Here is an 18,234-nt window from a genome sequence, read left to right as displayed (position 1 = left end):
ATGCCCAGCACGACGCACAGGGCGGTCCGGGCGGTCCGGGCGGGCCGGGACGGCACCGCACAGCAGGGGAGTGACGCGGATGGACACGACGCCGGACCCCGGCCTCTACGGACCGCGGTCCGTGACCTGGCAGTGCCACGGCGACCCGATGATGTGGATCGCCGGCGTCCGCGCGCTCTACCTCCAGGCCCTGCACCCCCGCGCGGTCCGCGGCGTCATGGAGAACTCCGACTTCCGCAGCGACGCGTGGGGCAGGCTGCTGCGCACCGCCGACTTCGTCGGCACCATCACCTACGGCACCACCGAGGCGGCCGAACGCGCCGGCGCCCGTGTCCGCAGGATCCACCGGACCCTGACCGCCACCGACCCCGCCACCGGCGCGCGCTTCCCCGTCGACGACCCCGAGCTGCTGCTGTGGGTGCACTGCGCGCAGATCGACTCCTTCCTGCACGTCCTGCGCCGCTCCGGTGTCCCCCTCACTCCCGCCCAGGCCGACGCCTACGTCGACGAGAACCGCGAGAACGCCCGCCTCGTCGGACTCGACCCGGCCACCGTCCCCGCCGACACCGCCCAGCTCGCCGCCTACTTCGAGAAGATCCGCCCCGAGCTCGCCGCCGGCCCGGACGCCCACGCCGTCGACGATTTCCTGCGCAGTCCGCCCACCCCGCGCCTGCTCGTCCCTGGCCGAAACCTGCTGTGGCGGCCGCTCGCGGACCTCGCCTACGGATCGCTGCCCGCGTACGCCCACCAGCTGTACGGACGCCCCGCACCCGCCCCGCGCGCCGTCACCCGCCGCCTGCGCCTCACCGGACGCCTGCTGCGCACCGTTCCCGCACGTCTGCGCTGGCAGCTCCCGCCAGGTCACATCTTGAAAGCGATGCGTCGTATGGGCTCCGCAAGCCGCCCGTCGGCGTACACACTGCGCAGATCGGCGGCCATACTGGACGGGCCGGGGAGGGCACAGCACGACAACGGGGGCGGCACCACGAGATGGCGGAGAGCAGACTGATCCATGGCCGGTACCGGTCGCTCGACCTGATCGGTCGCGGCGGCATGGGCGAGGTGTGGCGGGCCCGTGACGAGTCGCTCGGCCGTCAGGTCGCCGTCAAATGCCTCAAGCCGCTGGGGCCGGAACAGGACGCGCACTTCACCCAGGTGCTGCGCGAGCGCTTCCGCCGCGAGGCGCGCGTCGCCGCCTCCCTCCAGCACCGCGGGGTCACCGTCGTCCACGACTTCGGCGACGACAGCGCCGCCGGCGGCCCGCTCTACCTGGTCATGGAGTTCCTGGAAGGGCGCAATCTCAGCCAGCTGCTGGAGGAGAACAACGCCCGGCCGCTGCCCGTGGACGACGTCGTCGACATCGCCGAGCAGGTCGCCGCCGCCCTGGCCTACACCCACCAGCAGGGCGTGGTCCACCGCGACCTCAAGCCCGCCAACATCATGCGGGTCGTCGACGGCACGGTGAAGATCTGCGACTTCGGCATCGCCCGCCTCGCCCACGACATCGGCTTCACGTCCAAGCTCACCGGCGGCGGCATGGCCATGGGCACCCCGCACTACATGTCGCCCGAGCAGATCGCGGGCGGCGAGGTCGACCACAGCAGCGACCTGTACTCCCTGGGCTGCGTCCTGTACGAACTGGCCACCGGCACCCCGCCCTTCGACGGCGACTCCTGGTCGGTGCTCGTCGGCCACCGTGACACCGCTCCCGTCCCGCTGCGCGCGCACCGCCCCGAGCTGCCCGCCTCCTTCGAACAGATCGTCCTCGACCTGCTCGCCAAGCGGCCCGAGGACCGGCCCCGCGACGCCCGTACGCTGCACCAGCGCCTCGTCGGCGCCCGGCGCGGCTCGTACGCGGCGCCGGCCGGGACCCTGCCGGCGCTGCCCGCGTGGGCCCTGGGCATGACCGCCGGGCGCAAGGCGGGCCCGGCCGCCCGCCCGGCGAGCGGCGCGTGGACGGTGCTCACCGGCTCCTGGACCGCCGTACGCGGCCACCCGGCCGCCGCGCCCGCCGCCGCGCCGGCCGTTCCGGATCCGCGCACCCTGGCGTACGGCGTGGTGCTCCCGCCGGACGGCCCGGCCGCGGACCCGGGCCAGGACCTGGCGGCCGACGCCACCCTCGCCTTCACCCTCACCCGCACCGGCCGGCTCCCGGACGCGCTCACCGCGCACACCGAGGTCGCCGAGGGCCGCGCCGCGCTCCTGGGCCCCGACCACCCCGACACCCTCGCCGCGCGCCAGGAGGCGGCGTACGTCCTGGACCGGCTCGGCCGCCACCAGGAGGCGCACGAGGCCTACCGGGCCGTCCTGGCCGTCCGCGAGCGGGTCATGGGCGCCGACCACCCCGACACCCTGCGCTGCCGCCACAACATGGCCTGCAACCTCAGCCGTCAGGGCCGGGTCCGCGACGCCCACCGGATCGCCGCCGAGGTCCACTCCGCCCGCGCCGCGCTCCTGGGCGCCGAGCACCCCGACACCCTCCTCACCCGGTACGAGGTCGCCTACACCCTGGGCCAGCTCGGGCGCTGGCAGGAGGCGCTCGTCGGCTACCGGGACATCGCCGCCGCCCGCGAGCGCGCCCTGGGCCGCGACCACCCCGACACCCTCGCCGCCCGCTACGAGGTGGGGATCGCGCTGGGCCGGCTCGGGCGCAGCGCGCAGGCGTACGACCTGTTCCGCTCGCTCGTGCGCGACCGCACCCGCGCGTACGGCGCCTCCGACCCCGAGACCCTGCGCGCCCGGCACGTCCTCGGCGTCAACCTCGGCCGGATGGAGCGCTGGGAGGAGGCGGTGGCCGAGGCCCGCCAGGTCGGCGCGCTGCGCGCGAAGGTGCTCGGCGCCGAACACCCCGACACCCTCGTCAGCCGGCGCGAGCTGGCCGTGGGGCTCGGCCGGCTGGAGCGCTGGCACGAGGCGTTGCCGCTGTACCGGGAGATCGCCGGGGTGCGGGAGCGGACCCTGGGCGACGAGCACCCCGACACGGTCGCCGCGCACGTCGACGAGGCCCACTGCCTGGAGCGCCTCGGCCAGGTGTGCTAGGCAGGAGCCATGACCGACACCGGTGGGTTCCAGCAGGACGTGTACGACGCGGTGATCGTGGGAGGGGGACACAACGGCCTGGTCGCCGCGGCCTATCTGGCGAGAGCCGGGCGGTCGGTCCTGGTGCTCGAACGCCTCGGGCACACCGGCGGCGCCGCGATCTCCACCCGGCCCTTCCCGGGCGTCGACGCCCGGCTCTCGCGCTACTCCTACCTGGTCTCGCTGCTGCCGGCGAAGATCGTGCGGGACCTGGGGCTCGGATTCGCCGTCCGCAAGCGCACCGTCTCCTCCTACACCCCGGCCGAGCGGGCCGGCCGCCCGACCGGGCTGCTGGTGGGCGGCGGCGAGGCGCGCACCCGGGAGTCGTTCGCGCGCCTGACGGGCTCGGAGCGGGAGTACGAGCGCTGGCGCGCCTTCTACGGGACGACGGGCCGGGTGGCGGAGCGGGTCTTCCCGACCCTCACCGAGCCGCTGCCGACGCGGGCGGAGCTGCGGGCGCGGATCGACGACGAGGCGGCCTGGCGGATGCTGTTCGAGGAGCCGCTGGGCGTGGCCGTGGAGCGCTCCTTCGAGGACGACCTGGTGCGGGGCGTGGTCCTGACGGACGGCCTGATCGGCACCTTCGCCGACGCCCACGATCCCTCCCTGGTGCAGAACCGCTGCTTCCTCTACCACGTCATCGGCGGCGGCACGGGCGACTGGGACGTGCCGGTCGGCGGCATGGGCGCCCTGACCGACGCGCTGGCGGCCGCCGCGCGCGGAGCCGGGGCCGAGATCTTCACCGGGCACGAGGCGATCGGCATCCACACCGAGGCCGCCGGCGGGCCCGCCGAGGTGACCTTCCGTACGGCGACGGGGGAGGGGCGGGTGGCTGCCCGCAAGGTCCTGGTCAACGCCTCGCCGCGGACGCTGGCCGCGCTGCTGGGCGAGCCCGCGCCGCAGCCGCCCGCCGAGGGAGCCCAGCTGAAGGTGAACATGCTGCTGCGGCGGCTGCCGAAGCTGCGCGACCCCTCGGTGGACCCCCGCGAGGCCTTCGCCGGCACCTTCCACATCGCCGAGGGGTACGCCGAACTCGCGCGCGCGTACGCCCAGGCGGCCGAGGGCGAGCTGCCCGCCGTCCCGCCCTCGGAGATCTACTGCCATTCGCTGACCGATCCCGGCATCCTGGGTCCGGAACTGGCCGCGCAGGGCTACCACACGCTGACGCTCTTCGGCCTGCACACCCCGGCCCGGCTGTTCGAGAAGGCCAACGAGGAGACCCGCGAGGTCCTGCTGACCGCCACCCTCGCCCAGCTCGACGCGCATCTGGCCGAGCCGCTCACCGACTGCCTGGCCATGGACGGCGACGGCCGGCCGTGCATCGAGGCCAAGACCCCGCTGGACCTGGAGCGCGACCTGCGGCTGCCCGGCGGCCACATCTTCCACGGGGACCTGTCCTGGCCGTACGCGGGCGAGGGCGGCGGGCGGTGGGGCGTGGAGACCGCGCACCCCGACGTCCTGCTGTGCGGGGCGGGTGCGGTGCGCGGCGGCGGCGTCAGTGGGGTGCCCGGGCACAACGCGGCGATGGCGGCCTTGGGGCGGTGACGCTCCCCCCGGCGGCGCCCGGGGGTCGCCGGGGGGAGCGGTTCAGTCGCAGGAGCGGGTCCAGCCGGTGGCCGTGACGCGGGCGGCGTCGGCAGGGCGGTCCTCGGAGAAGAGCAGGCAGCCCGGTTCCGAGACGCGGATGACGTCCACGTAGACGCCCCGGCCGACGTACCGGCCGGTGGCCGCGTGCCGCAGGCGCAGGTGCACGGGGGCGCCGGGGCGGGCGGGGAGCGGGGCCTCCAGCCGGTGCCAGATCCGGCCCGACCAGCCGCCGGCCGTGCCGTCGGGCCAGGACTCGGGGCTGCCGCCCGACGTGCGCACGGTGGTGAAGGGCAGCGGCTGCCAGGAGGTGCCGTCCGGGGAGGACTCCAGATGGAACGCGCCCTCGCCGGGGACCGTGTCCCACCACACCGCGCAGCGCAGCCTCGCCTGCGCGGTGGCAGGGGTGAGCGGGGGCAGCGCCAGGGTGCCGGAGGCGCCCGGGGTGATGCCCGAGAACCAGGCCGGACCGCCGTGCCGGGTGCGCACCGGGACGGCGCGGGCGAAGGCGTTGCCGACGGCCACGCGGGGCGCGCTGCCGGCCCGCCAGGTGCGTACGGGGTGGACGGAGTTGCCCAGCAGGACGAGGAAGGAGTCGGTGGAGGGGTCCAGGACGAGCGAGGTGCCGGTGAAGCCGGTGTGCCCGGCGGAGTGCGGGGTGGCCATCGCGCCCATGTACCAGTGCTGGTAGAGCTCGAAGCCCAGGCCGTGGTCGTCGCCGGGGAAGGCCGTGTTGAAGTCGGTGAAGAGCAGCTCGACGGAGGCCGGGCGCAGGATCCGGCGGCCGGCGTAGGCGCCGCCGTCGAGCAGGGTCCGGGCCAGGACGGCGAGGTCCCAGGCGGTGCCGAAGACACCGGCGTGGCCGGCGACCCCGCCGAGGGAGTACGCGTTCTCGTCGTGGACCTCGCCCCACACCAGGCCGCGGTCCAGGCCCGACCACGGGGGGCGCTGCACCTCGGTGGCGGCCGTCACCCGGCGCCACGAGAGCGGTGGGTTGTAGCGTGTGCGGTGCATCCCGAGCGGAGCGGTGATCTCGTCGTGGAGCAGCACATCCAAGGTGCGAGCGGTGATCCGTTCAAGGAGCAGCTGAAGAGCGATCAGGTTCAGATCGGAGTAGCGGTAGACCGTGCCGGGGGTGTCCTGGGCCTGCACCGACCACAGCAGGCGCAACTGTCCCTCCCGTGACGGCTGCTGATAGAACGGCGCCCACGACCGCAGCCCCGAGGTGTGCGTCAGCAGCTGCCGTACCGTGATCAGTCCCTTGCCGCCGCCGGTGAACTCGGGCAGGTAGCGGCGTACCGGCGCCTCCAGTTCCAGCCGCCCCCGCTCCATCTGCTGCACCGCCAGCACCGACGTGAACAGCTTCGTCAGCGAGGCCAGGTCGAAGACCGTGTCCTCGGCCATCGCGATCCGCTCCGCCGCGGGGAACTCCCGCGCCCGGTCCGTCCGCCCGTCGTAGTCCGCGTACCGCACGGCGTCGCCCATCGCCCGGTGCAGCGCGACCGTCCGCCCGCGCCCGGCGAGCACCACGGCACCCGCGTAGTAGGGGTACTGGGGCGAAGGCCCCAGGAACCGCCGGGCCTGTTCGGCGGTGGCCTCCAACTGCCGCTCCAGCAGCCCGGCCTGCCGCGCCGACCCGTACCGCAGCCGCAGCCCCTGCAACGCCCGCCGCTCGGCCGCGCCGCCCGCCGCGCCGGTCCCGTTCCCGATCCCGTGCCGGGTCGCGCCGCCCCCGCCGCTCCCGCCGCCGAACCCACGGCCCGCCGCCCCCGCGGCGCCGGGCAGTGCCGCGTGCAGCACGAGCACCCCGCCGAGCGCGAGCAGCCGCGCCCCCAGCCTCCTGCGCGTCAGGCCCGTGCCCCGTACCCCCGTGACCTCTCCCATGTCCAGCCCTCCTGTCCGCCGCCCAGCACGCTATCCACTATCTGCCCGCCCGCCCCGCACTCCCCGCCCGGCGGACCCCGCAAAGAATCTGACACAGCATCAGAAAATCTCTTCCTCTCGTCGCCGGGCTGCGGCACCATGCCGCCCATGGAGACGGAGCTGAGCAAGAAACTGGGAGTCGAGCACGCCATCTTCGGCTTCACGCCCTTCCCGGCGGTCGCCGCCGCCATCACCCGGGCGGGCGGCTTCGGAGTCCTCGGCGCGGTCCGCTACACCGCCCCCGACGACCTCGCCCGCGACCTGGACTGGATGCAGGAGCACACCGACGGCAAGCCCTACGGGCTCGACGTCGTCATGCCCGCCAAGAAGGCCGTCGACGGCGTCACCGAGGCCGAGATCGAGGCGATGATCCCCGCCGGGCACCGGGCGTTCGTCCGCGACACCCTCGCCAAGCACGCCGTCCCGGAACTCGCCGAGGGCGAGAGCTCCGGCTGGCGCATCACCGGCTGGATGGAACAGGTCGCCCGCAGCCAGCTCGACGTGGCCTTCGACTACCCCATCAAACTCCTGGCCAACGCCCTCGGTTCGCCGCCCGCCGACGTCATCGCCCGCGCCCACGACCACGGCGTCCTCGTCGCCGCCCTCGCCGGCAGCGCCACACACGCCCGCCGCCACGCCGCCGCCGGCATCGACATCGTCGTCGCCCAGGGCTACGAGGCCGGCGGCCACACCGGCGACATCGCCACCATGGTCCTCGTCCCTGAGATCGCCGAGGCCGTCGCCCCGCTCCCGGTCCTGGCCGCCGGCGGCATCGGCAGCGGCGAGCAGATCGCCGCCGGCCTCGCCCTCGGTGCCCAGGGCGTCTGGCTCGGCTCCCTGTGGCTCACCACCACCGAGGCCGACCTGCACTCGCGCGCCCTCACCGACAAGCTGCTCGCCGCCGGTTCCGGGGACACCGTCCGCTCCCGCGCCCTCACCGGCAAGCCCGCCCGCCAGCTGCGCACCGAGTGGACCGACGCCTGGGACGACCCGGACGGCCCCGGCGCCCTGCCCATGCCGCTCCAGGGCCTGCTCGTCGCCGAGGCCGTCTCCCGGATCCAGAAGTACGAGGTACTGCCGCTGCTGGGCACCCCCGTGGGCCAGATCGTCGGCCGGATGAACAGCGAACGCAGCGTCCAGGCCGTCTTCGACGAGCTGACCGCCGGGTTCGAGAAGGCCATCGACCGCATCAACCGCATCGCCGGACGAAGCTGAGGAGCGAGCCCGTGCCCGAGTCCGACCAGCCCGACCAGCCCGACCCGCAGCCCTCCGGGTCCCCCCGCCCGCCGTCCGCGGGAGGCTTCTGGGCCCAGGCCACCGCGGCCCCCGACCGGATCGTGCTCACCGCTCCGGACGGAGAGCGGTGGTCCGCCGGGCGCCTCCACGCCGCCGTCAACCAGCTCGTCCACGGTCTGCGCGCGGCCGGCCTGGAGCGCGGCGACGCCTTCGCCGTCGTCCTGCCCAACGGCGTCGAGTTCTTCACCGCCTACCTCGCCGCCTCCCAGGCCGGCTTCTACCTCGTGCCCGTCAACCACCACCTCGTGGGCCCGGAGATCGCCTGGATCGTCTCCGACTCCGGCGCCAAGGTCCTCATCGCGCACGAGCGCTACGCCGAGGCCGCCACCGCCGCGGCCGACGAGGCGGCGCTGCCCGCCGGCGCCCGGTACGCCGTCGGAGCCGTCGCCGGCTTCCGCCCGTACGCCGAACTCCTCGCCGGACAGCCCGCGACCGCCCCCGGCGACCGGACCCTGGGCTGGGTCATGAACTACACCTCCGGCACCACCGGCCGCCCCCGCGGCATCCGCCGCCCGCTGCCCGGCAAGCTGCCCGAGGAGACGCATCTGGGCGGATTCCTCGGCATCTTCGGGATCCGCCCCTTCGACGACAACGTCCACCTGGTCTGCTCACCGCTCTACCACACGGCCGTACTGCAGTTCGCGGGCGCCTCGCTGCACATCGGCCACCCGCTGGTGCTGATGGACAAGTGGACGCCCGAGGAGATGCTCCGGCTGATCGACACCCACCGGTGCACGCACACGCACATGGTGCCCACCCAGTTCCACCGCCTGCTCGCCCTCCCGGAGGCCACCCGGCGGGCGTACGACGTCTCCTCCATGCGGCACGCCATCCACGGCGCCGCGCCCTGCCCCGACCACGTCAAACGGGCGATGATCGAGTGGTGGGGCCACTGCGTCGAGGAGTACTACGCGGCCAGCGAGGGCGGTGGTGCCTTCGCCACCGCCGAGGACTGGCTGAAGAAGCCCGGCACGGTCGGCAGGGCCTGGCCCATCAGCGAGCTGGCCGTCTACGACGACGACGGCAACCGGCTGCGCGCCGGTGAACTCGGCACCGTCTACATGAAGATGAACACCGGCGGCTTCAGCTACCACAAGGACGAGGGCAAGACGCGCAGGAACCGCATCGGGGACTTCTTCACGGTCGGCGACCTCGGACTCCTGGACGAGGAGGGCTACCTGTTCCTCCGCGACCGCAAGATCGACATGATCATCTCGGGCGGCGTCAACATCTATCCCGCCGAGATCGAGTCCGCGCTGCTGACCCACCCCGCCGTCGCCGACGCCGCCGTCTTCGGCATCCCGCACCCCGACTGGGGGGAGGAGGTCAAGGCGGTCGTCGAACCCGCCGAGGGCCGGGCGGCGGACGAGGAGCTGGCCGCCGCGCTCCTCGACCACTGCGCCCAGCGGCTGGCGGGCTACAAACGGCCCCGGACGGTCGACTTCATCGCGGCCATGCCGCGCGACCCCAACGGCAAGCTGTACAAGCGGCGGCTGCGCGAGCCGTACTGGGAGGGCCACGACCGGGCGATGTGAGCCGGGGGTGTCGCGCGGCCCGTGCGCCGCGCGATACGTCCCTGCGTGACACATTCCTGCGCGATACGCGCCGTTCGTCACGACATCGTGTGAGAAGTCCCACGTGAGGGCCCCGGCGGCGCGCCTTGCGCCGCACCGCCGGGGCTCTTCTGGCAGCCTCGCAGACATGAGTACGGCGACCCGCAGATCCCCGATGACCGACTGGACCCTCGTGGTCCCCGTGGTGGCGTTCTTCGCGCTGGTGCTGAGCTGGGGCCGGGACCTGCCGGGGTTCGCGGTGGCCCTGGTCGCCCTGTGCCTGGGCGGCGCCGTGCTGGCGGCCGTCCACCACGCCGAGGTCGTCGCGCACCGCGTCGGCGAACCGTTCGGCTCCCTCGTCCTCGCGGTGGCCGTCACCATCATCGAAGTCGCCCTCATCGTCACGCTGATGGCCGGCGGCGGCGACAAGACCGCCTCCCTGGCCCGGGACACCGTCTTCGCCGCCGTCATGATCACCTGCAACGGCATCGTGGGCCTGTCCCTGCTCGTCGGTGCCCTGCGCAACCGGGTCGCCGTCTTCAACGCCGAAGGGTCCGGCGCGGCCCTGGCCACCGTGGCGACCCTCGCCACCCTCAGCCTCGTCCTGCCGACCTTCACCACCACCAAGCCCGGACCCGAGTTCTCCACCGACCAGCTGGCCTTCGCCGCCGTCGCCTCGCTCGCCCTGTACGGCCTTTTCATCGCCGTCCAGACGGTCCGTCACCGCGACTACTTCCTCCCCGTGGACACCCGGGGCCAGGACGCCCGCCCGCAGGGCGGCGCGACCCCGGCCGAAGACACCGGGGCCGCGAACGCCGGGGCCGGGAAAGCGGGGGCCGAGGAGCACGCCGAGCCGCCGACCGCCCGCGCCGCCCTCCTCAGTCTCGGTCTGCTGCTGGTCGCCCTCGTCGCCGTCGTCGGCGACGCCAAGGCCGTCTCGCCCAGCATCGAGGCCGGTGTCGCCGACGCAGGCCTGCCGCAGGCCGTCGTCGGCGTGATCATCGCGCTGCTCGTCCTGCTGCCCGAGACCCTCGCCGCCGTGCGCGCCGCCCGCCGCAACCGGGTCCAGACCAGCCTCAACCTCGCCTACGGCTCCGCCATCGCCAGCATCGGCCTGACCATCCCGGTGATCGCCCTGGCCACCATCTGGCTCTCCGGCCCGCTGGTGCTCGGGCTCGGCCCGATCCACATGGTGCTGCTCGCGCTCACCGTCGTGGTCGGCGCGCTCACCATCGTCCCGGGCCGCGCCACCCTCCTCCAGGGCGGCGTCCACCTGGTGATCCTCGCCGCCTACCTCTTCCTCGCGGTCAGCCCCTGATTCCGGCCCGACCAGGGATTTCAAGCCTTCGACAAGGTTTCGTCACACTCGCGCCGACAGGCTGGGACCCGTTCGAATCCGGCACGTCCGTGCCGGACGACCGACCGAAGGGTTCACCAGCATGCCGAACACCCCGAAGACCCTGAAGACCCCGAGGACCCGTAGGGCGGCGGCCGCCGCCGTGGCGGCGCTCGCGGTGGCCGCACCCCTCACCCTCGCCGGCACCGCGCACGCGGCGGGCGGAACGGCGCCCGCGTGCGTCCAGCGCGACGTCAGTCCCGCCCCGGGCGGTGGCGGCGGGGTCGTGTACCTGGAGAACAGCTGCGGCAGGACGATGAAGGTCCAGGTCGTCTTTAAGAGCGGCCGGAAGTCCTCCTGCTACACCATGACCAACGGCCGGGCGCTCATGGTTCCCTACAACCACCCGCTGGTGTACGCCCGCACCGTCGTCTGCTGACGCCCGCGCGGCCCGTCCGACGCGTCACGGGGGCGCCGGACGGGCCACGGGTACCGCAGCGGATCAGCGGCGTTCGCGCGCCCGGACCACCTTCAGTGCGGGCGAGGTGAGGATGTCCCGCTCGCAGAAGCGGGACGTGACCCAGCGCTCGCCGGAGAACAGCCGGGTCTGGTCGGCGAAGTACGGCGAGTTCGGGTTGGCAGACTGGCTGTACGTCAGCAGCGTGCGCGCCACCGGGCAGCGGCCGCCGTCCCAGCCGACCGCCTGCACGTGGCTCGTGCCGTGGGCGACCTCCGGGTAGCCGCCGGCGGCCGCGTTCCACGGCGCCTCGATCTTGTTCCAGACGCCGAGCGCCTCCGTACCGCCACCCACCGGGATGCGCTGCCCGCCGCGCACCACGAACTGGTGCTCACCCAGGGGCGCGTCCAGCGGGACACCGGCCGCCCGCAGCTCCGCGACCGTGTCCGCCAGGGCCCGCGCGAGCCCGGGGGAGGCCTGGTTCAGGGTGTGCGGCGTGCACACCGGGTCGGCGGCCGAGAACGGCACCCGCCACAGGTCCCTGGCCGGGGTCGTCGCCGTCAGCCGGCGCCAGAACCGGTCGAAGAGCAGCGCGCCCCGGCTGCCGGTGTCGGCGCGGCGGTCCCAGCCGGCCAGGACCGGGCAGGCCGCCGAGACGTCCACCGCGCTGCCGTCGCTCGCCTCCGCCCGGCCGCCGGGCAGCGCCGCGCAGGCCGCCGCCGCGTCGGCAACCGCCAGATCAGCGGCCGGGACCCGGTTGGCGAACTGCTGTTCCTGCAGGTCGGCCACCGTCAGCCGGCCCCGGGCCGCCATCGCCGCCACGTCCTCGAGCGCGCCGCGCGTACGCAGCGAGCGCGGTGTACCGATGGTGCCCCAGATCCGCTCGTACCCGGTCAGCGGCCTCTCGGCGTGGGCCAGCCAGGCGCTGTCGTTGGAGTTCTCGGCGTACGGCGCGTCGCGCAGCGTCGGCGCCTTCGCCGGGCCGAACACGCCCGGCTGCACCGCGTCCGGGTCCGAGCCGGGCGCGCAGTCGCCGCGCGCGCCGTCCAGCACCGCGAGGCCGGAGGCGGGGTAGGTGGCCCGGCCCAGCGGGGTGGAGCAGCGGGCGGCCAGTTCGTCGGTGATCCGGGGGAGCACCTGGGACTGCGTGAAGAGGGTGCCGCCGGCCGCGTCCGCCGCGATCGTGTTCACCCACGGCAGGCCCTGGGTGCGCCGCAGCGCGTCCTGGACGCCGGCCACCGAGCGGGCCCTGCCCATCGCCAGGGCGGTGTCGGAGCCGCGCAGGTTCCGGGCGTTGGGGTCGTTCAGCGCGTACGCCGTGGTGCTGGTCCAGGGCAGCGGCAGACCGGGGCCGAGGCCGGTGACGACGGGCCCGAAGCGGGTCCACCACTGGCTGCTGGTGACGGGAGCGCCGCCGCCCGCGACCGGGACGGTGACCGTCCGCCGGGTCATCCGCTCCGGCGTGCCGTCGACGAGGTAGACGGTCGGATCGGCCGGGTCGAGGGTGAGCTGGTGCAGGCTGACGGGCGTACCGGTCGCCACGGTGTGGCTCCACGCCACCTTCTCGTTGAAGCCGATGTTGACCACGGTGGTGCCCAGCAGCGAGCCACCGGAGACGTTGAGCTCGCCGGGTATGGTCTGCTGCGACTGCCAGAAGCGGCGGCCGCCCTGCCAGGGGTAGTGGGGGTTGCCGAGCAGCAGGCCGCTGCCGGTCCGGGACGTGGTGCCGCCGAACGCGACCGCGTTGGAGCCCCTGTCGTAGCGCGTGGTGTCGAAGAACTCCCGTGCCGCTTCGGCGGCGGCGCCCGGATCGATGTCCTGGTGCGGGGCTCTCGTGCCCGCGGCCGTCCCCGGCGGCCGGGCGGCGGTGATCCCCTCGATGCCGCGGCCCTGTCCGCCGAGCACGGAGACGGCGAACGCGCGGGCGGCGACGTCCGCCACCGTGACCGGGCGCACCCAGCCGGCGCCCTTGCACGCCGGGTCGGTGATCTTGTTCTGGGCCAGCCAGGCGTTGTAGCCGGCGGCCCAGCCGCGCATCAGCTCCTTGACCTCCTTGCCCGGACCGGCGGGCGCGGGTGTGGCGAGCAGCTGCTCGACGGTGCCCGCCTCGCGCACCCCCTTGAAGTACAGGTCGCTGGAGAGGTTCCGGGTGGCCGAGGACAGCGAGCCGTCGGGCGTCGCGTCGGGGCCGAACCAGCGTGAGCGCTCGCCGGAGAGGGTCACGAAACCGTCGGCGAGCACGCATATCTGGTCGGCGGCCTGCGCCCAGCCGGTGCCGAACCCCAGGCGGGCGTAGTCGGCGGCGAGTATGTGCGGGATGCCGTGCTCGGTGTAGCGGATGACGGCCGACAGCCGTCCGTCCGACGCGGTCGGCGGGGTCGACGCGGCCGACGCCGTCGGTACGGCCGACCCGGCGGACGTCGCCGATGCGGCGCCCTGGGGCAGGGCCGCCGCCGTGGCGATCAGGACGGCGCCGGTGACCAGGGCGCGGCGGAGGGCAGGGCGGGTGCGGAACTGCAACGTACCTCCCAAGTAGCCTGCGGTGACACGAGGTTGCTCGGGCAACTGATGCAGGCGGGTGGGAGATCTGTCAACATCCCGTTTGGTATCCGGGCGGCTCCGGTGGCAGTACGCCGTTCGCGCGCAGTCGTCGCAGGGTGAGGTGTTCGTGGACCAGGCGGCCCACCAGCGCGCCGCCGTACGTCACGAAGCCGACGCCGACCAGCCAGGACTGGACGACCAGGAGGGTGCCGAAGGGGCCGTAGGTGACGGCGTTCGTCGCGATCAGCGGGGAGAACACCAGCTGGGAGAAGATGCGCAGGCCCAGCAGGCCGAGGCTGGTGGCCACCGCCCCCGGCAGCAGGGCGCGCCAGCGGACCCGGCCGCCGAGCAGCAGCCGCTGGGAGCCCCAGAAGAACACGCAGGTGCCGACGAGGTCGCCGCACGTGCCGAGGACGGATCCGATGACGTCCGTGGACGGGGACGGGATGATGACCAGCAGCCCCAGGTAGCAGACCAGCAGCGCGAGCCACACGACGTGCCGCCACATCGTGTGCCACCGGGCGGTGGGCAGGTCCCACACCTTTTCGTAGCCGGTCTGCACGGCCGAACCGAACGTCAGGCCGAAGACGGCCAGGGCGGCCAGACCGAAGGCGGTGGTGCGTTCCAGGGCCTGGTCGGCCGCCCCGAACAGCATCTCCACCCGGATCCGGGAGGACGCCGACACCCCGAGCGCCTGCCCCAGCCAGCGGCCGAAGCCCTCGCCGCTGCCCGGTGCGGCGGCCGCGACGACGATCAGCAGCGGGACGAGGGTGAGGAAGCCGAGCGCCGCGAACCCCATCGCCCGGTGCATGAGCTCCATCTCCCGGCCGCGGCTCCAGGCCAGCCCGGCGGGCGAGGCCTGGAGCCGGTCGTGCAGCGTCCGGAGCGTCGAGGTCACATGTGATCCACTACCCGGGGAGCGCGCCGAATCTGCGACGAAATACAGCAAATCGGCCCGAAGGGGTGGTTCTGCGTGCGCGGTCCCGGTGTCAGCCGCGCAGGTCGACGATGCGCCTGATCTTCCCGACCGAGCGCTCCAGGGTCTGCGGATCGACGATCTCCACGCCGACCGAGACCCCGATCCCCTCCTTCACGGCGCGGGCCACCGACTCCGCGGCCGCCGCCCGTTCGGCGGCCCCGGCCCGCGGGCGCGCCTCCGCCCGCACGGTCAGGGCGTCCATCCGCCCCTCCCGGGTCAGGAGGAGCTGGAAGTGCGGGGCGACCGAGGCCGTCCGCAGCAGGATCTCCTCGATCTGGGTCGGGTAGAGGTTGACCCCGCGCAGGATGATCATGTCGTCGCTGCGGCCGGTCACCTTCTCCATCCGCCGGAAGGCCGGCCGCGCCGTCCCCGGCAGCAGCCGGGTCAGATCGCGGGTGCGGTAGCGCACGACGGGCATCGCCTCCTTGGTGAGGGAGGTGAAGACCAGCTCGCCGAGCTCGCCGTCCGGCAGCACCTCGCCGGTGAACGGGTCGACGACCTCGGGGAGGAAGTGGTCCTCCCACACGTGCAGCCCGTCCTTGGTGGCCGCGAATTCCTGCGCCACACCGGGGCCCATCACCTCCGACAGCCCGTAGATGTCCACCGCGTCGATGCCCAGGCGCTCCTCGATCTCCCGGCGCATCTCCTCGGTCCACGGCTCGGCGCCGAAGATGCCGGTGCGCAGGGAGGTGCCGCGCGGGTCGATGCCCTGGCGCTCCATCTCGTCCAGGAGGGTGAGCATGTACGACGGGGTCACCATGATGACCTCGGGGCGGAAGTCCTGGATCAGCCGGACCTGGCGGTCCGTCATCCCGCCGGACGCGGGGACGACCGTACAGCCCAGCCGCTCGGCGCCGTAGTGGGCACCGAGGCCGCCGGTGAACAGGCCGTACCCGTACGCGACGTGCACGATCTGGCCCGGCCGGCCGCCGGCCGCGCGGATCGAACGGGCGACGACGTCGGCCCAGGTGGCCAGATCGCGGTCGGTGTAGCCGACGACCGTGGGCTGCCCGGTCGTACCGCTGGAGGCGTGGATCCGGCGGACCTCCTCGCGGGGGACGGCGAACATGCCGAAGGGGTAGTTGGCCCGCAGGTCGGCCTTGGTGGTGAAGGGGAAGCGGGCGAGGTCGGCGAGGGAGCGGCAGTCGTCCGGGTGCACGCCCGCCTCGTCGAAGGCCCGCCGGTAGTGGGGGACATGGGTGTAGGCCCGGTGCAGGGTCTGCCGCAGCCGGGTGAGCTGCACCTCCCGCAGCTCCTCGCGCGTCAGCTGCTCACCGGTGTCTTGCGCCAGCACGTGCATCACCTCGTCCGGATGGGTGGCCCCTGATGGTGCCGGAGTTCCTGATGCCGTCGATGCCCGCGACGCTCGCGATGTCCGCGATGTCCGCAAGGCGTCCCGACCGATCATTCGGTAGCGTGCCGGAGATCGGGGCGTAATTCAATTGCGGAGGCGGAACCGGTGACTGCTTGATGGGCCCATGACGATCTCCGGCGCGCGCACCGCGTTCACCACGTACGACGGAACCGAACTCGCCTACCACGTCAGGGGAGAGGGTGAGCCGCTGGTCTGCCTGCCGGGCGGCCCGATGCGCGCCTCCGAGTACCTCGGCGACCTCGGTGGACTGGCCGCCGGCCGCCGCCTGATCCTGCTGGACCTGCGCGGAACGGGCGGCTCGGCTGTACCGGCCGACGCGGCCACGTACCGGGTGGACCGGCAGGTCGCGGACGTGGAGGCCCTGCGGGCGCACCTGGGCCTGGAGCGGCTGGACCTGCTCGCGCACTCGGCGGCGGGCAACCTCGCACTGCTGTACGCGGCGGCGCACCCCGGACGGGTGCGGCGCCTGGCGCTGGTCACGCCGACCGCGTGGGCGGTGGGCCTGACGGTGACGGCCGGCCAGCGGCTGGCGGCCGCCCGGCTGCGGGCGGGGCGCGAGCCGTACGACGCGGCGACAGCGGCGTACGAGACCCTCCTGGCGGGAGGCGGCGGCGTCGCCGAGGAGGAGGCGGCGATGCCGCTCTTCTATGGGCGATGGGACGAGACGGCCCGGGCGCACGCGGCCGCGGGCGACCGCCAGGGACGGCCGGCGGCGGCCGCCGCGTACGCCGACCAGCAGGCCCTGGACCCGGCCGCGACCCGCGCGGCCCTGCGGGACCTCGCGGCGCCGGTGCTGGTGCTGGCCGGGGAACTGGACGGCAACCCGCCTCCCGCGCTCGCGGCGGAACTCGCCGGGCTCCTCCCCCGGGGCGCGGTGGACGTCCAGCCGGGCGCGGCGCACTTCCCGTGGGTGGACGACCCGGCGTGGTTCACCGCGCGGGTGGAACGGTTCCTGGCCGCAGCCGCCGCCTGACCGCTCCGCAGCCGCCGCCCGACCGCTCCGCGCCGGAACCCGCGGGGGCCGGAACCCGCGGGGGCGGGAGCCGGCGGCGGCCGGGATCCCGGGAGCGGCCGGGATCCGGCGGCGGGCCGGGAGACGGCGAGCGGCCGGGATCCGGGCGGGGCCGGACCTGGGCGCGCGGGCGGTGGTCCGGTCCACGGGCGGTGGTCCGCGTGCCCGGGCCGGGCCGTCAGCGGGCCCGGGCCGACGGGCGGGCGGCCTCCACGCGGTGGACCAGCCCCGTGATCAGGGCGGCGAGTTCGGGCCACAGGGCGCGCGGGAGGTTGTGCCCCATGCCCGGGATCACCGCCAGCTCCGCCCCGGGGACCGCCGCCGCCGTGGCGCGGCCGCCGCTGACGTCGCACATCGGGTCGTCGGCCCCGTGGATCACCAGGGTCGGTACGCCGAGTGCGCGCAGCCCCGCCGTGCGGTCGCCCGAGGCGAGGGAGGCCACCGCCTGCCGGGTCACCCCGCGGGGGTCGTACGCCCGGTCGTGCGAGCGCGCCGCGCGGTCGGCGACCTCGGCCTCCTCGAACGGGTAGCCCGGCGAGGCGAACGCCCGGGAGATCCGCACCACCTGGTCGATGACCTCCTGACGGTTCATCGGCGGCGGCCCGGCGAACGCGCCGAGCGTCTCCGGCGTGGCCCGCCCCACCGCCGGATCCCCCGTGGAGGACATCACCGACGTCAGCGACCGCACCCGCCCCGGGTGCTCGATCGCCGCCGTCTGCGCGATGGCCCCGCCCAGCGAGGCGCCGACGAGGTGGGCGCTGTCCAGCCCGAGCGCGTCCATCAGGCCGACCGTGTCGGCGGCCATGTCCGACAACGTGTACGACGCCGAGGAGGTGTCGCCCAGGAGCGCCGCCCGCAGGTCGGGCTCCGGGGCGTGGCGGAAGTGCGACGACAGCCCGCAGTCGCGGTTGTCGAACCGGACGGGCTGCACGCCGCGCGCGACGAGCTCGGCGCAGAACCCGTCGGGCCAGCCGTTCAGCTGCGCCCCGATCCCCATGACCAGCAGGACGGGCGGGGCCGCCGGATCACCGAGGCGCTCGTACGCCATCTCGATACCGGCCGGACCGACGTTCACTGCCTTCTCTTCCGCCACGGTCGCA

13 protein-coding genes are annotated in these 18,234 nt (G+C 74.5%); 8 read left to right on the top strand and 5 right to left on the bottom strand.

The features are described 5' to 3' along the window. The first annotated feature begins 79 nt into the window (after positions 1–79). Genes ACZ6KO_RS20480 through ACZ6KO_RS20470 form a run of 3 tightly spaced genes read left to right on the top strand, consistent with a single transcriptional unit; the run spans position 80 to position 4,623 of the window. Positions 80–1,009: an oxygenase MpaB family protein gene (locus tag ACZ6KO_RS20480; RefSeq protein ID WP_469305407.1), complete on the top strand. Its 930-nt coding sequence runs from the start codon at positions 80–82 to the stop codon at positions 1,007–1,009. Further along, positions 991–3,039 (top strand): protein kinase domain-containing protein, encoded by a 2,049-nt coding sequence (locus ACZ6KO_RS20475; RefSeq protein ID WP_469305406.1) that lies wholly within the window; start codon positions 991–993, stop codon positions 3,037–3,039. The genes ACZ6KO_RS20480 and ACZ6KO_RS20475 overlap by 19 nt, the downstream gene beginning before the upstream one ends. A 9-nt stretch (positions 3,040–3,048) precedes the next feature. Beyond that, complete coding sequence (locus ACZ6KO_RS20470) at positions 3,049–4,623, top strand: phytoene desaturase family protein (RefSeq protein WP_469305405.1); 1,575 nt, start codon at positions 3,049–3,051, stop codon at positions 4,621–4,623. 42 nt (positions 4,624–4,665) lie between these two features. On the opposite strand, the gene ACZ6KO_RS20465 is transcribed toward ACZ6KO_RS20470, so the two are convergent. Beyond that, complete coding sequence (locus ACZ6KO_RS20465; RefSeq protein ID WP_469305404.1) at positions 4,666–6,546, bottom strand: serine hydrolase domain-containing protein; 1,881 nt, start codon at positions 6,544–6,546, stop codon at positions 4,666–4,668. Positions 6,547–6,693: 147 nt separating this feature from the next. Between ACZ6KO_RS20465 and ACZ6KO_RS20460 the strand changes: the two genes are divergently transcribed. The 4 genes from ACZ6KO_RS20460 to ACZ6KO_RS20445 all read left to right on the top strand — a co-directional run bounded on the left by ACZ6KO_RS20460 (position 6,694) and on the right by ACZ6KO_RS20445 (position 11,209). Continuing rightward, positions 6,694–7,800 carry an NAD(P)H-dependent flavin oxidoreductase gene (locus tag ACZ6KO_RS20460; RefSeq protein WP_469305403.1) on the top strand — a complete coding sequence of 369 codons (1,107 nt, stop codon included), beginning with the start codon at positions 6,694–6,696 and terminating at the stop codon, positions 7,798–7,800. 11 nt (positions 7,801–7,811) lie between these two features. Further along, positions 7,812–9,416 (top strand): acyl-CoA synthetase, encoded by a 1,605-nt coding sequence (locus tag ACZ6KO_RS20455; protein ID WP_469305402.1) that lies wholly within the window; start codon positions 7,812–7,814, stop codon positions 9,414–9,416. A 166-nt stretch (positions 9,417–9,582) separates the two neighbouring features. Further along, positions 9,583–10,752 carry a calcium:cation antiporter gene (locus ACZ6KO_RS20450; protein WP_469305401.1) on the top strand — a complete coding sequence of 390 codons (1,170 nt, stop codon included), beginning with the start codon at positions 9,583–9,585 and terminating at the stop codon, positions 10,750–10,752. 121 nt (positions 10,753–10,873) lie between these two features. After that, positions 10,874–11,209, top strand: a complete 336-nt coding sequence (locus ACZ6KO_RS20445; RefSeq protein WP_469305400.1) for a beta-Ig-H3/fasciclin — start codon at positions 10,874–10,876, stop codon at positions 11,207–11,209. A 63-nt stretch (positions 11,210–11,272) separates the two neighbouring features. Here ACZ6KO_RS20445 and ACZ6KO_RS20440 read toward each other — a convergent pair whose 3' ends face one another. The 3 genes from ACZ6KO_RS20440 to paaK form a co-directional block, all read right to left on the bottom strand. Next, complete coding sequence (locus ACZ6KO_RS20440) at positions 11,273–13,747, bottom strand: penicillin acylase family protein (RefSeq protein WP_469305399.1); 2,475 nt, start codon at positions 13,745–13,747, stop codon at positions 11,273–11,275. 70 nt (positions 13,748–13,817) lie between these two features. After that, positions 13,818–14,666 carry a YhjD/YihY/BrkB family envelope integrity protein gene (locus ACZ6KO_RS20435; protein WP_469305398.1) on the bottom strand — a complete coding sequence of 283 codons (849 nt, stop codon included), beginning with the start codon at positions 14,664–14,666 and terminating at the stop codon, positions 13,818–13,820. 91 nt (positions 14,667–14,757) lie between these two features. After that, the gene (gene paaK, locus ACZ6KO_RS20430; protein ID WP_469305714.1) at positions 14,758–16,047 is read right to left on the bottom strand and encodes a phenylacetate--CoA ligase PaaK; all 1,290 of its coding nucleotides are present in this window, start codon (positions 16,045–16,047) and stop codon (positions 14,758–14,760) included. Positions 16,048–16,225: 178 nt separating this feature from the next. Here paaK and ACZ6KO_RS20425 point away from each other — a divergent pair, with 178 nt between their 5' ends. Continuing rightward, positions 16,226–17,095, top strand: coding sequence for an alpha/beta fold hydrolase (locus ACZ6KO_RS20425; protein WP_469305397.1), 870 nt, complete (start codon positions 16,226–16,228; stop codon positions 17,093–17,095). Positions 17,096–17,312: 217 nt separating this feature from the next. On the opposite strand, the gene ACZ6KO_RS20420 is transcribed toward ACZ6KO_RS20425, so the two are convergent. After that, positions 17,313–18,227, bottom strand: a complete 915-nt coding sequence (locus ACZ6KO_RS20420; protein WP_469305396.1) for an alpha/beta fold hydrolase — start codon at positions 18,225–18,227, stop codon at positions 17,313–17,315. Positions 18,228–18,234: the final 7 nt, after the last annotated feature.

The sequence above is a fragment of the Streptomyces sp. NPDC042102 genome, assembly GCF_055582305.1.
The sequence above is the reverse complement of the archived record's forward strand: the minus strand, read 5'-3'. Positions and strand labels throughout refer to the sequence as shown.

Bases quoted from the DNA above. Each gene is read 5' to 3' on its own strand.
- ACZ6KO_RS20480 (WP_469305407.1), top strand. From the start codon at position 80: ATGGACACGACGCCGGACCCCGGCCTCTACGGACCGCGGTCCGTGACC.
- ACZ6KO_RS20475 (WP_469305406.1), top strand. From the start codon at position 991: ATGGCGGAGAGCAGACTGATCCATGGCCGGTACCGGTCGCTCGACCTG.
- ACZ6KO_RS20470 (WP_469305405.1), top strand. From the start codon at position 3,049: ATGACCGACACCGGTGGGTTCCAGCAGGACGTGTACGACGCGGTGATC.
- ACZ6KO_RS20465 (WP_469305404.1), bottom strand. From the start codon at position 6,546: ATGGGAGAGGTCACGGGGGTACGGGGCACGGGCCTGACGCGCAGGAGG.
- ACZ6KO_RS20460 (WP_469305403.1), top strand. From the start codon at position 6,694: ATGGAGACGGAGCTGAGCAAGAAACTGGGAGTCGAGCACGCCATCTTC.
- ACZ6KO_RS20450 (WP_469305401.1), top strand. From the start codon at position 9,583: ATGAGTACGGCGACCCGCAGATCCCCGATGACCGACTGGACCCTCGTG.
- ACZ6KO_RS20445 (WP_469305400.1), top strand. From the start codon at position 10,874: ATGCCGAACACCCCGAAGACCCTGAAGACCCCGAGGACCCGTAGGGCG.
- paaK (WP_469305714.1), bottom strand. From the start codon at position 16,047: ATGCACGTGCTGGCGCAAGACACCGGTGAGCAGCTGACGCGCGAGGAG.
- ACZ6KO_RS20425 (WP_469305397.1), top strand. From the start codon at position 16,226: ATGACGATCTCCGGCGCGCGCACCGCGTTCACCACGTACGACGGAACC.